We start from the raw sequence: 15,189 nt of genomic DNA on the forward strand, positions 1-15,189 counted from the left end.
ATCAGTAAATAAAATTTAAAATGAAAAGAAATTTAAATGTTGTTGGCCTGATCTTAATGGCAACAATCTTTTTTACAGCCTGTAAAAAAGAAACCACTAATATATTTAACATGTTCGAAGATGTTACGGTAACCTATTCGGCCAAAAGCCCTTATGCCGTAACCAGTTATAAAGATGTAAACGTAGGCGATAGTGTTTATTTAGAATACACCATCGAATCGCCAAAAACAGATATGTACGTAGCCTGTATTTTCGAAACTTCATCTGCCATCCCTACAAAAATTGCACTGGATGATACACAGCGCAAAAAAGCTACAGGTATCGTTAAGCTAAAAATGGATACAAGGGTTGGTTTAATCTCTTACCGCATATGGGCACTGGATAAAGGTGGCATTTACCTGGGTGATGGCTATAAAACCATTACCTTAAATGTACTGCCTGATTATAAATACTGGTCATCGAGGGAAATCTTTATTCCGGATACCGTTACCAAAGTAGCCAATTCTTTTATTTCTTTAACCAACGGACAACTTTACAGCTACTCCAACGGTAAAGAGAACACCGATAAAATCGATCTTGGTATTTATCGTACGCCGGTAACAGCTAATGGTGTAAACGGTTATTTGTACAATACTTATGTTTTAGATGCAAATCCGATGCCATTTACCGCTTATGATATGAGCACATGGACAAATAAACGTGCAACTTTACTTGCTGCCCCAAAAACGGGACAAGCTTCGGCTTTCTTAAATTTAAGAACGGGTGCGCAGATTCTTACGGCAGGCAAAAGCGCCAAACCCACATTCAAATCGATTACCACCGGTTTAATACCCGGTAGCTTATTTTATTTCTTAACGCCCGAAGGTAAGTACGGCGCTTTCTATGTCAATTCCATCTCCAGCAACAATTCATCTCGGGGAGTTTTCTTAAATGTTGATGTGAAAATCCAGAATTAAAATATGAGGTTTTAGGTAGACAATAATTTCACTTTTTGTTAGAAATCGAGGCAATTTAATTGTCTCGATTTTTTTATTTAAGAATATTTCATTTATATATGAATTAGTTATATCTTGTATCGCCAAATTAAAACACTGGATGTTACTTATAGATTTTATTTCTGTATTTGATAAGATCGTATAATAAATAGCGAACATACTCGCTAAAACAAGCCATTTTTGATTGCAACTTTGAATTACAATACTTTCTAACCAAAATATTTATCTAGATCCAAATAAAAAAAATGAGCCAAATCACATCATACTTTTTTCACTTTGATTTGTATAAGCGTTAATTGAACGTTTTATTTTATCGTTCCTAACCAAAAATTATTTAAGAACTTATTGATCAGGATATTTAAACAATCAGTTACAACATAAAATAGTAAAACATAAGCATTAAGACGCAGGCCTTTAACCAGCCAACATTATAATATTAACTAACCAAATAATAAAATGAACTTAAAATTTTTACGCAAAATTTCTTTGTCATTGCTTTTTATGCTACTGGCAAGTACCATCCTCTTTGCCCAGGACCGGAAGGTAACGGGAAAGGTTGTCGATCAGGCAGATGGACAGGGGATTCCTGGTGTGAACGTAAGCTTAAAAGGGATTCCGAGTAATGTAAGTACAAATTCGGATGGTGTGTACACTATACAAGTGAAATCGAATAGCGATGTACTTGTTTTCTCTTACATTGGCTATACCAGGCAGACTGTACCAGTGGGCACACAAACTACAATCAATGTAAAATTGGTTTCCGATAACCAAAATTTAGATGATGTAGTAGTAGTAGGTTATGGTACTCAGAAAAAAATCACATTAACCGGGGCTGTTTCTACCGTTAATATGAAAAGTATAGAAGACGTACCTGCATTATCTTTAAGTGCTTCATTACGCGGTGCTGCACCTGGTTTCTCTGTATCTGGTGGTGCACAAAGACCAGGACAGGGTACTACTATAACTGTACGTAACCCTGTTGTATACTCTAAAGATAGCCAGCAGGGTACCAATCCGATATTCGTAATTGATGATGTGATCAGAACGCAGGCCGACTTTGATTTATTGGATCAAAATGTGGTAGAGAGTGTTTCGATTTTGAAAGATGCTGAAGCAGCAATTTATGGTGTTTCTGGAGCCAATGGTGTCGTAATTGTACGTACCAAAAGAGGTAGATCAGGCGCTCCACGTATCAATTTTAGCAGTTCAGTAGGTTTTAACGATGCAACAAAATTACCGAACATGATGTCGGGTATACAATTGGGTAATTTTGTTAACGATTATTTGAACGCTCAGGTTTACCAGCAAACATCTGCCGGAACTGTAGTGAATAGTTTCATCAACGCTGATGGTTTTAAAGTAGTTAATAATGTAGCAGAAAGTACCCGTCAGCCACTTTACTACACTCCTGATGAATTAGATTATTTCTCCGCAAACAATCATAACTGGTTAGCAGATGCTTTTCAAACTTCTAATATTTACCGCCAGGCATTAAATATTAGTGGCGGTAGCGATAAGGTTACTTATTTTTTAGGCGGCGATTACATCACTCAAAATTCAAACTTTAAAGGCGTTAATTCCAGTAAATATGGCTTAAGGGCAAGTATTGATGCCAAACTTTCGAAAAGATTAAACGTATCCGCTTCAATCAGTACAGATGTTTCATCATCACGCAGCTATTATTATAAGCTTAACAGCACTTCCGAAAGTTTAGATAATGATGTGGCAACTTTACAAAACGTTAATCCCTGGTCTGAATATTTTATTAACGGAAATCCGGTGATTTTAGGCGCAAGTAATACCGGTGGTTTAGAAAACATCAACTTTTTCTTAGTACAAAACTCAGATAATTTTACCAGCTCAAAATCTTATGTGATGAATATGCTTGGTAAGGTTACTTACGAAATTCCTGGTGTTAAAGGTTTAACCGCCACCGCTACAATAAATAAGAACATCAACAGTTCTAACGGTAAACAGTACGGAACTACATTTAACTATTATAAATATTTAGGTACAGGTGCCAACAACCATATTCCAGGTGGAGTGCTGCAAGGTGTTTTTCCAATAAAAAATGGGGATAGGATTAGGCTAAATCCAGTATTTGCCGATAGCTATCAATTTAATGCCGGTTTCAATTACAACAGGTCTTTTGGCAAGCACAATATATCAGCCATAGCGCTTGTAGAGCAAAGGGAGCTTTCATCAGAAGGTGTTGCAGCACAATCTGAAGGGATTGTGGCAGGTGGACTACCTTATCAAACCTTTACTGTTGGAACACAAACTTCCAATCAATCCGGGCAGGTGAGTGAAACAGGATTTCAGTCTTTAATTACACGTATCAACTACGATTACGATACCAAATACTTATTACAATTAGTATATCGTAGAGATGGCAGTTCGAGGTTTGCTCCTGGTAAAAACTGGGGCGGTTTCCCGGCAGCATCCGTTGGATGGGTAGTTTCTCAGGAAAAATTCTTTAAAGATAAATTTCCGGCCATAAACTTATTCAAATTGCGTGCTTCAGTTGGCTTAACAGGAACAGATGCAACCAAAGCCTATCAATACCTGGCATCATACAATTTAGGTACTGGAAGTAGTGGTGGTGCCGTGTTTAATGAAATTGACCGAAGTATTGCGATCAGGACCAATATTGCGATCCCAAATGGTGATGTAGTGTGGGACAGTTATTTAAAAACGAATTATGGTTTTGATATGGGGCTGCTTAAAAACAAATTATCCATCTCCGGAGAATATTTCTGGACCCGCGGATACAATCTTTTATCTACTTTAACATCTTCTGTTCCTGCTACCATTGGCGCAGCAGTACCTACCGAAAATTTTGCTGAAGCCAATATGTTTGGTTACGAGATTAGTGTAGGTTACAAAGATCAGATAGGAAAATTCAATTATAGCTTTACACCATTTTATACCTGGAGCGATAACAAAAATGTTAAATATGATGTTTCTACCGCACAATTAGGTACTATCGACGATAATACCGGCTATTCCAGCGATAGAGGCTACATCGGTTATAAATCACTAGGTATTATCAGAACACAGGCAGAAGCTGATGCAATTATTGCACAAAGAATTAATGGCTCGGCAGTGCAAAACGATCCAAAAAAGGTTAAAATCTTAAACGATATTCTGCAACCGGGTATGATCAATTATGAGGATGTAAACGGTGATGGTGTTATTGATACCAAAGACAGGCAATTTGTTACCAAAAGGCAGAATAACCACAATAACTTAGGATTAAACTTTAGTGCTGGTTATAGTGGCTTAAGTTTAAATGTTGTAATGGGGATTTCATGGGGAGGTTATACCAGTATTGGTGGATTAAAACCTAGCGGAACAAGTCCATCTACGTATGCCAACAGGGCATCATATTGGGCAGATCACTGGACACCTACAAATACGAATGCAGCTTATCCTAACCCATACTTTTCAAGCATTTATGAAAATACTGATTTTTGGTTGGTACCCGCAACTCAATTTGCCATTACAAATGCAAATTTAAGTTATAATATCCCAACAAAATGGATAGAAAAAGTAGGGATATCTAGTTTAAGGGTATTTGCGCAGGCTACAAACCCTGTTCAGTTTATAAACCCATTCCCAGGGAATTACAGAGATTTCGCCAGTCCGGTAGGTACATACCCATCGCTTAAAACTTATTCATTCGGTTTAAACGTAGGCCTTTAATTTAATTATCATGAAAAAGATTTATATCATAATTTTAGCAGCCTGTACTACATCATTGATGTTTAGCAGTTGTAAAAAAGTGCTCGAAAAACAAGATTTAGGTAGTTTTACTGCCGATCAGGTTTACAACGATTCTACCACAACAAAATTAAGCATCGATTACATCTACAGCCAAAATCAACCGGCCTGGTTTGGTAACGTTGGTGGTTTAAGTGCTTCAGTTAGTTCGCTTTCAGAAGAGCAGTACGGGGATAACGTTTTTGTTAAAGGTACCGCTACTATCGAATCGGTTACCGATTTAGGCAATACGAATACCGCCGGAAATTACGTCAAGATCAGAACAATTAATATGTTTATCAGGGATGTTAATGCAGGCACTCTAGATCCGGCTGTGAAAAAAAGATTTATTGCCCAGGCTTATTTCTGGAGGGCATTTAGGTATTTTGAATTGGTGAAATTATACGGAGGTGTACCCGTGGTACTAATTCCACTAGATGCAGTAGGTGAAGAAGCTAAAAAAGCGGCTCTTTTACCAAGGAACACAACCACCGAAACCTTTGCTCAGATTGCAAGGGATTTGGATTCGTGCATTAAATATATTCCGGCAAGATGGCCAAAAAATGATGATTACGGTCGCATTACAAAAGGTGCTGCTCAGGCTTTTAAAGGCCGTGTGTTATTGACATTTGCTTCGCCTGAATTTAATTCTGGTAATTTATTGTCACGCTGGCAAGATGCTTATAACGCCAATACACAGGCTATAGCAACATTATCGGCCAATGGTTTTGGTTTATATCCAAAATTTGATGTAACCATGTGGACTACAGAAGGAAGTAGCGGAGGAAGTACCCCTCGAAATCCCGAAGCCGTTTTAGCAACGCTTTATAATACCGGAACCACAGACATCGGACAGAATAATAATACCTATCCAAATGCAACTGTTCCAAAATATATAGGAAGTACAGGTGGATCAAATCAGCCAACCTGGGATATGGCTTTGGCCTTTCCAATGAAAGATGGAAAGGATATAGGCGCATCAAAATATGCTTATAATCTGGCTACATTTTATAAAGACCGCGATCCCAGATTTGAACAGACGATTGCTTACAACGGATGTAACTGGCCCTTATCAGCCAATCCGAACTACCGCCTTTGGACCTACTACTATAGTAAGAACAATGTGTTGACATCAACTGAAAGTTCGGCAAGTTCCAGCGGTTTATATTTAAGAAAAGCAATAGATCCTGCGCTTACTTTAGCTACATTTTTAAATGCAGGAACAGATTGGTTAGAAATCCGTTATGCTGAAGTATTACTTAACCAGGCAGAATGTGCTGCTGAAATTGGCAATGTTGGCCAGAGTCAGGAAGCTTACGCCAATATTATTGCATTAAGAAAAAGAGCCGGAATTGAAGCAGGTGCAGACGGACTTTACGGATTAACTGCAGGACTTAGTGCTACGCAATTGGTTAGTGCAGTAATGAAAGAGAGGCAAATCGAGCTTGCATTTGAAGGTAAACGCTTTTGGGATTTAAGACGCCGTAAATTATTGGAAACAGTGTTAAATGGTAAAAGAAGATTGGGTGTAACCATTGCGCTGAAAAGTGCAGGTACCAATACCGATTATATATTGGGCTCACGTGATGCATCTGCAAGTACCAATTTAGATGCCCTTTACACTTCGAGCTTCACGGTTACTACTAAACAGTTAGATACCTATAATATTGCTTATCAGGCCGGAGTTTACTTTTTCGGTATTCCAACGGTATCACTAAATAACAATATCAATTTAAAACAGAACAATACCTGGGGTGGTCCGTTTGATCCGCTTCAATAGGTATTTCAAGATCTTAGGGCGGTTTGCTCGCCGCCCTGGTTTTTTATATTTGGTTTTTAGAAAAAGGGAACATTAATTTGTTTCCTTTTTTTTCATTTAAGAATGTTACATTTATATATGAATATTATTTCTATCTTGTAACACGGTTGTGAAAATGAATTTGATTTGTTACAGCCATTTTAACCAAATGAAAAGATGATACAATACCTGGCCAAAATTATACAGTAAACAGCCAATTTTTGCATGCAATTTTGAGATATAATATACTTTCTAACCAAAACTTATAACCAAAGACACAAATAGAAATGAGCCGATTTTTATAAAAATCCTGATTGATAATTCCAACAATCAAAAATATCAGCTAAATTTCTTTTGCTTCTTTAACGGGCAAAACACAAATGAAAAAGAACTTTTTAAATCTGTTGTTCACAACAGCATTAATGCTCTCCGCTAATTATTCTTTCGCACAATATCCCAATATCCCTGCCGATGTGAAAAAGTCTTCCGATTCAATGATGAAAGAAGCTTACCACCAATCGGACATTGCCTGGGAAAAAGCCAAGCCCATCATTGCTAAAGAAGCAGGCGAGGGCAAACCATATATTCCATGGGCAGGTAGACCGAACGATTTACCTCAATCTAAATTATTGGCCTTTCCTGGTGCTGAGGGCGGAGGCGCTTATAGCTTTGGCGGTCATGGCGGTAGGGTAATCGTGGTAAAAAATTTAAATGATAGCGGTCCGGGGTCATTGCGTGATGCCTGTGAACAAGGCGGCGCTAGGATTGTAGTCTTCAATGTGGCAGGGATCATCAGGTTAAAAACCCCGTTAATTATCCGTGCACCTTATATTACCATTGCCGGACAAACGGCTCCCGGTGATGGTGTGTGCGTAGCCGGCGAATCGGTTTGGTTAAACACACACGATGTAATTGTGCGTTTTATGCGTTTTAGAAGGGGCGAAACCTTTGTAGGCCGCAGAGATGATGCCATTGGCGGAAATCCGGTGGGCAACATCATGATCGATCACGTTTCTGCAAGCTGGGGACTGGACGAAAACATGTCGATGTACCGCCACATGTACAACGATAGCACAGGCAAAACAGAAGAAAAACTGGGTACGGTGAACATCACCATCCAAAATTCGATTTTTTCTGAAGCACTAGATTACTGGAACCATGCATTTGGTTCAACGTTAGGGGGCGAAAACTGTGCTTTTGTACGTAACCTTTGGGCTGATAATGGCGCCCGTAACCCATCAATCGGTTGGAACGGAATTTTCAATTTCGCCAATAATGTGGTTTTCAACTGGAATAACCGCTCTACAGACGGTGGCGATTATACTGCTCAATACAACATCATCAATAACTTTTACAAACCTGGTCCCGTTACCGAATTAAAAGACCCGATCAGTTACCGCATTTTAAAACCAGAATCAGGCCGTAGTAAATTACCATATGTGGTTTTCGGACGTGCTTATGTCGCGGGGAATATTATCGATGGCAATGAAAAAGTAACCAAAAACAACTGGGATGGTGGTGTTCAACTGGAAGATAAAAAAGGAAATTTAATGTCTTACGAGCAGGCGAGTAAATATTTCGCAGCGATGAAGGCAAAAGATCCATTCCCGATGCCAAAAATCAGTATTATACCTACCTTACAGGCAAAAGATTACGTATTGGCAAATGCAGGAGCTACTTTACCAAAAAGAGATCCGGTTGATACCCGCGTAGTTAAACAGGTAAGTACAGGTAAAATCGAGGTACATCCTGATGCAAAACCATCTGCATTCCAGTTCGAACACCGCCGACTACCTGGCGATTCTTACAAACAAGGTATCATTACCGAAGTTTCACAGGTAGGTGGTTATCCGGAATATAAAGGAACACCTTACAAAGATTCTGACGACGATGGTATGCCTGACGCTTACGAACTGAAAAATGGCTTAAACCCGAAAGATGCTTCTGATGCGTCAAAAATCACTAAAAGTGGTTATTCTAACATCGAAGTTTATTTAAATAGTGTTGTTCCTGTTTCCACTGTAAAACCAAACTAAAATGCGCACCTGGAATTCAATTTTTAGCATCATCGCACTTTGTGGAATTGGAAATATGGCTTTTGCCCAATATCCGGTTATTCCGGAAGCGATGGAAAAGAAAGCTGATTCACTTTTGAAAAGCATCGAAGATAAATCGGAACAGCAATTTTTAAAGGTAAAACCCATTGTGGATGAAGAAGCCAAACATGGCAAACCCTATATTCCATGGGCAGCCAAACCAGGCGATTTGCCACAATCAAAAATGGTGGCCTTTCCGGGAGCCGAAGGTGGGGGTGCTTATTCTTTTGGTGGTCGTGGAGGAAAAGTGTATGTGGTAAGCAGTTTAGAAGATGAAGGTAAAGGCACTTTACGCGAGGCCTGCGAACAGGGTGGAGCAAGAATTATCGTATTCAATGTTTCAGGGATCATCAGGTTAAAAACTCCATTGATCATTCGCGCACCTTATATAACCATTGCTGGTCAGAGTGCGCCTGGTGATGGCGTATGTATCGCTGGCGAATCGGTATGGATCAATACTCACGATGTAGTGATCCGTTATATGCGTTTCCGTCGTGGGGCAACCGATGTTACCCGAAGAGATGATGCTATTGGTGGTAATCCTGTTGGAAATATCATCATCGATCACGTTTCGGCAAGCTGGGGACTGGATGAAAACATGTCGATTTACCGCCATGTATATGATCCACAAGACGGTTCTAAACCTGTAAAATTGCCTACAGTAAATGTTACCATCCAAAATTCGATCTTTTCTGAAGCATTGGATACCTATAACCATGCCTTTGGAAGTACAATTGGTGGCTTAAATTCTACTTTTATGCGTAACCTTTGGGCATCAAACATCAGCAGAAATCCATCGGTGGGCATGTATGGGGATTTTGGTTTTGCCAATAATGTGATCTTCAACTGGTGGAACAGAAGTGCCGACGGTGGCGATAATGCTTCATTTTATAGCTTCATCAACAATTATTACAAACCAGGCCCTATTACACCTGCCGGAGAACCGATTTCTTATCGTATCTTAAAACCTGAATCGGGTAGAGATAAAAAGTTTGCCAACGAATTTGGTAAAGCTTATGTAACCGGAAATATCATTGAAGGAAACGAAAAAGTAACCAAAAACAACTGGGATGGTGGTGTACAGCCTGAAAGCAAAAGGGATAAACAGAAATTATTGGATTCCATCCGTACGGATAAACCTTTACCTATGGCCAAGATTTCCATCATAGATACAAAAAAAGCTTACGTTTATGTTTTGGCCAATGCCGGAGCTTCATTACCGGTTCGCGATGCAGTCGATCAACGGATTATTAAACAAGTAACAACCGGTAAAATTGAACATGTAGAAGATGGTAAATTGCCAGCCAAACAAAGTTATGTAAAACGCCGTTTGCCAGCCGATTCATACAAACAAGGCATTATTTCGGATATTGCCCAGGTTGGCGGTTACCCTGAATATAAAGGTAGACCTTATGTGGATACTGATAATGATGGTATTCCCGATGCCTGGGAAACTAAAAATGGTTTAAACCCAAAAGACGCAAAAGACGCTGCCAAAATTTCGAAATCAGGTTATTCGAATATTGAAGTATATTTAAATAGCCTGGTGGATGTTAATAAGGTGAGGCCATAGCACTTTACTGTCATTCTGAACGCAGTGAAGAATCTGTAAGCGATGAAAATATAAACTTTAATAACCCACACCCAAAACGTAAGTGGGTTAGACAAAAACAGAAATATTAGGTTGCAGATGCTTCGTGCCTCAGCATGACAAATACAAAATAATCAATGCCAAAAACTAACCATATATCAAAAGCAACACAACTAAAAACCTTCGCCATGATGGTCACCGTGTTTTTAGTTGCAAACTTGTCTTTTGCGCAAAAAACAAAGCCTGTTGAGCCACCAAAACCTATCTTTAAAGGCAAAGATGGCAAAATGGCTTACACGCCTGATGAACAGGGAAACCGCATTCCAGATTTTTCTTATGCAGGTTATATGGCGGGCGAAAAAGCCATTCCCAACGCTACAATAAAAGTAGTTGTTCCTGTTAGCAAAGGTGATGCTACCTTAAAAATTCAATCGGCTATTAATTATGTATCGAAATTACCTGTCGGGAAAGATGGTCTGCGTGGTGCGGTTTTATTGGAAAAAGGAACTTACGAAGTTGCCGGAACATTAAAATTATCAGTTTCTGGTGTAGTGCTCCGCGGAAGTGGAATCGGCGAAAACGGCACCAGGATTTTTGCCACGGGTTTAGATCGCATTGGTGTTATCAGGATTTTGGGCAAAAAGAACCGAATTGAAGAAAAATCCATTGCCATTACAGATGCTTATGTGCCTGTAAACTCTAATAAAATTACCTTAGCCAATACCAACGGGCTTAAAGTTGGCGATAAAATCATTATCAACCGTCCTTCAACTAAAGAATGGATTGAAACCCTAAAAACAGTCGAATTTGGTGGTGGTGAAAGTGCTTTAGGCTGGAAACCAGGAACCAGGGATATCCATTGGGACCGTAAAATTACGGCAATAAACGGATCAAGCATTACTTTTGATGCCCCGGTTACTACTGCACTGGATGTTAAATACGGTGGAGGCACTGTTTCAAAATACCAATGGGAGGGCAGAATTGCCCAATCGGCTGTAGAAAACCTAAAAATCGAATCAGATTACCACAAAGAAAATATTAAAGACGAATATCACCGCTGGACAGCCATCTGTTTAGAAAACGTAGAAGATGCCTGGGTGCGTCAGGTGGTTTTTGAGCATTTTGCAGGTTCTGCCGTGAATGTACTCGAAACCGCTAAAAGAATTACCGTTGAAGATTGTAAATCACTTGCACCGGTTTCTGAGATTGGTGGCGAACGCCGTTTTACCTTTTTAACCACAGGTCAGCAAACGCTTTTCCAAAGGTTATATTCTGAATATGGCTACCACGACTTTGCAGTGGGTTTCTGTGCTCCGGGACCAAATGTTTTCGTTCAATGCCAGTCTTATCTACCTTTCAGTTTCAGTGGTGCGATTGATAGTTGGGCATCAGGCGTGTTGTTTGATATCGTCAACATCGATGGACAAGCCTTGAGTTACTTAAACCGCGGACAAGATGGACAAGGAGCAGGCTGGAGCGCTGCAAATAGTGTTTTTTGGCAATGTAGCGCTGCAAGGGTTGATAATTTTCAACCACCAACCGCACAAAACTGGGCTTTCGGAACCTGGTCGCAATTTGCCGGAAACGGTTATTGGGACATGTCGAACGAGCAGATCCAGCCCCGCAGTTTATATTATGCTCAATTAAAAGACCGGATCGGTAACGATGCAGAAACCAGAAATTTTGTTCTTCCGGTAGAAACGGAAGCATCAAGCAGTCCGCCTGTTGATGTAGCCCAAAAACTCACAAAACTGGCTTATAAACCTGCTTTAACGGTTTCAGAATATATTGACGCCGCTTCTGATCGTAATAAAATCCCGACAGATGCTGGTCAGGCAAAAAATATTGATAAAATTGGCTTAGATAAGGTTCTTCAGCCAACGTTGGCAAGCGCAATGAGCATTAAAAATGGCTGGCTGGTACGTGGCAATGAAATTATGGTGGGCGATCGCCAGGATGTGCCCTGGTGGAACGGAAGTGCGCGTCCGTATGGATTAAAAAACACTAAATTTCATGTCACCCGTTTTGTTCCCGGCCGTTCCGGAAATGGCTTAACCGATGATCTTGATGAAATTACCGATTCGATGAAAAATGGTTCGGTTAAGGTGCTAGATCATAATTATGGACTTTGGTACGACAGGAGAAGAGACGATCACGAACGGATTCGACGCATGGATGGTGAAGTTTGGGCACCTTTTTACGAATTGCCTTTCGCCCGTAGCGGACAGGATAAAGCCTGGGATGGTTTGAGTAAATACGACATCACCAAATACAACCTTTGGTATTGGGACAGATTAAAACAATTTGCCAATCTTGCCGATCAGAAAGGCTTGGTATTGATCCACGAAAATTATTTTCAGCACAATATTATTGAAGCTGGCGCACATTATGCCGATTTTCCCTGGCGCACCGCAAACAATATCAATAATACTGGTTTTCCAGAACCTGTGCCTTATGCCGGCGACAAGCGCATTTTTATGGCCGAACAGTTTTACGACATCACCAACGAACACCGCAGGGCAATCCATAAAGCTTATATCAGAAAATGTTTAGAGAATTTTAACGGAAATTCCGGTGTCATTCAATTAATCGGTGCCGAATTTACGGGTCCATTACATTTTGTTCAATTCTGGATCGATACCATCAACGAATGGGAGAAGGAAACAGGCAAACACCCGATTATCGGTTTAAGTGTGACCAAAGATGTTCAGGATGCAATTTTGGCCGATCCAAAGCGCGCCGGAGTGGTTGACCTGATCGACATACGTTATTGGCATTATCAGGCCGATGGAAGCGCTTATGCACCACAGGGTGGCTTGAGTTTAGCTCCACGACAACATGCGCGTTTGCTGAAACCTAAAAAAACATCTTTCGAAGAAGTTTACCATGCGGTATCCGAATACAAAAACAAGTTTCCTGAAAAAGCAGTGATTTATTCAGGAGATAGCTTTGACAGCTTCGGATGGGCTATTTTAATGGCCGGAGGTTCACTTTCCAATGTAAAAGATGTAGATGCTTCGGTTTTAAACCTTGCTTCCGCTATGAAGCCATTTCTTCCCGCAGGCAAATCAGCAAAACAGTACGGATTGGAAAATGCAGGCAAAGCTTATATTTTATATAATGCTTCTACTGAAGCTATCAACTTCGATTTAAGTAAGTCACCTGGAAAGTTCAATGTAAGAGTGTTGAATACCAAAACGGGGAAAATCCTTAAAGAAGAGAAAATAAACGGTGGATCCGTAGTGAAATTAAATAAAGTAGCATCAGGCGACGAGGTTATCGTTGTAAATAAAATATAAAAGTGGGTTTTGTCATTCTGAGCGCAGCGAAGAATCTCGAAGTGATGAAAACAAAACGTTAATTAACCACGATTAAAAATGGAAGTGAGTAAGCATGAGCAGTACATAATAGCTAAGAGGTGCTTCGTACCTCAGCATGACAGCACTTTTTTTATTGGCGGGTGTCTACACCCACCAACATTTATAAATATATTAAACTAAATATGAACATTAAATCTAAAATATTTTTACTTGCTGTTGTTTCCTGCATCGCTTTTGGCTGCAAGAAAAAGCCTCATTTTGGAGATAAGAGCCTCCTGGTTTCTGAAAATGGCAGATACCTGACTACTGGCGACGGTAAACCATTCTTTTGGCTGGGCGATACAGCCTGGTTATTATTTAGCAGGTTAACCCGCGAAGAATCGAATACTTACCTAGAAGATCGTAAACAGAAAGGTTTTAATGTAATTCAGGTGATGTTGCTGCACGATGTTCCATCACGAAATGTATATTTAGATTCATCAGTTGTTCATGCTGATGTTTCCAAACCCATGCTTACAATGGGCAATGACCCAAAAGATTCAGTGGCTTACGATTATTGGGACCATGTGGATTATATCGTAGATCAGGCAGCGCAAAAAGGCCTTTATATGGCTTTGGTTCCGGTTTGGGGCACCAATGTAAAAAATAAAAAAGTAAATAAAACGCAGGCAAAGGCTTATTCTGAGTTTTTAGCTAAACGTTATAAAGACAAATGGAACATTATCTGGTTAAATGGTGGCGATATTAAAGGAAGTGACGGTGCAGATGTTTGGAATACCATCGGCGAAACTTTAAGGGCCAATGACCCCAATCACCTCATCACTTTCCACCCAAGGGGAAGAACAGCTTCATCGCAATGGTTTCAAAAGGCTAAATGGTGTGATTTTGATATGGTACAGTCAGGTCACCGCCGGTATGATCAGGATACTTCTAAAAACGAAAAACTGCATTATGGCGAAGATAACTGGAAATATATCGAAGCTGATTATAAATTAAAACCTACCAAACCAACCATTGATGGAGAACCATCTTATGAAGACATTCCTCAAGGATTACACGATACTACCCAACCCCGCTGGACAGATGCTGATGTAAGAAGGTATGGTTATTGGTCTGTTTTTGCAGGTGCTTTTGGCTATACTTACGGCCATAATTCGGTGATGCAGATGTATAAAAAAACCGATTTAAAACCTGCTTATGGTCCGAAAGACCAGTGGATCACTGCCATTAACGCTCCGGGTGCAAAACAGATGCAATATCTAAAAGATTTAATGCTGGCGCAACCTTATTTCGATCGCATACCCGATCAAACATTAGTTGCAGGTAAAAACGGCGAAAAGTATGATCGGATTATTGCCACAAGAGGTGAAGAATTCGCATTGCTTTACACCTACACGGGGCGCAATTTCAGTGTACAAATGGGTAAAATTGATGGTGATGAAGTAAAAGCATCCTGGTTCGACCCAAAAACAGGCAAAATCACAAAAATCGGAGAATTTGAAAATAAAGGCATTAAAGAATTTAACCCGCCCGGCGAACCTGCAAATGGTAATGATTGGGTGTTGGTGTTGGAAGAGATATAACTAGTTAAATCGTCATTCCCAACCCGATAGCTATCGGGTTGATT

7 protein-coding genes are annotated in these 15,189 nt (G+C 39.9%); all 7 read left to right on the plus strand.

Going from position 1 to position 15,189, the window contains the following annotated elements; translation table 11 throughout:
* The first annotated feature begins 20 nt into the window (after positions 1–20).
* The 7 genes from U859_RS0112080 (at position 21) to U859_RS0112110 (ending at position 15,145) form a co-directional block, all read left to right on the plus strand.
* Positions 21–956, plus strand: a complete 936-nt coding sequence (locus tag U859_RS0112080; protein WP_025143627.1) for a hypothetical protein — start codon at positions 21–23, stop codon at positions 954–956.
* 495 nt (positions 957–1,451) lie between these two features.
* Complete coding sequence (locus U859_RS0112085; RefSeq protein WP_025143628.1) at positions 1,452–4,700, plus strand: SusC/RagA family TonB-linked outer membrane protein; 3,249 nt, start codon at positions 1,452–1,454, stop codon at positions 4,698–4,700.
* 10 nt (positions 4,701–4,710) lie between these two features.
* Positions 4,711–6,537, plus strand: a complete 1,827-nt coding sequence (locus U859_RS0112090; protein WP_025143629.1) for a RagB/SusD family nutrient uptake outer membrane protein — start codon at positions 4,711–4,713, stop codon at positions 6,535–6,537.
* A 398-nt stretch (positions 6,538–6,935) separates the two neighbouring features.
* On the plus strand, positions 6,936–8,591 hold the full coding sequence (locus tag U859_RS0112095) for a polysaccharide lyase family 1 protein (RefSeq protein WP_025143630.1): 1,656 nt from the start codon (positions 6,936–6,938) through the stop codon (positions 8,589–8,591).
* Position 8,592: 1 nt separating this feature from the next.
* On the plus strand, positions 8,593–10,224 hold the full coding sequence (locus tag U859_RS0112100) for a polysaccharide lyase (protein ID WP_025143631.1): 1,632 nt from the start codon (positions 8,593–8,595) through the stop codon (positions 10,222–10,224).
* Between the two features lie 155 nt (positions 10,225–10,379).
* On the plus strand, positions 10,380–13,541 hold the full coding sequence (locus tag U859_RS0112105; protein ID WP_025143632.1) for a DUF6298 domain-containing protein: 3,162 nt from the start codon (positions 10,380–10,382) through the stop codon (positions 13,539–13,541).
* Between the two features lie 203 nt (positions 13,542–13,744).
* Entirely contained in the window at positions 13,745–15,145 is a 1,401-nt protein-coding gene (locus tag U859_RS0112110) for a glycoside hydrolase family 140 protein (RefSeq protein WP_025143633.1), read from the plus strand.
* Positions 15,146–15,189: the final 44 nt, after the last annotated feature.

The organism is Pedobacter jeongneungensis (assembly GCF_000633455.1).
GTDB classification, from domain to species: Bacteria; Bacteroidota; Bacteroidia; order Sphingobacteriales; family Sphingobacteriaceae; genus Pedobacter; species Pedobacter jeongneungensis_A.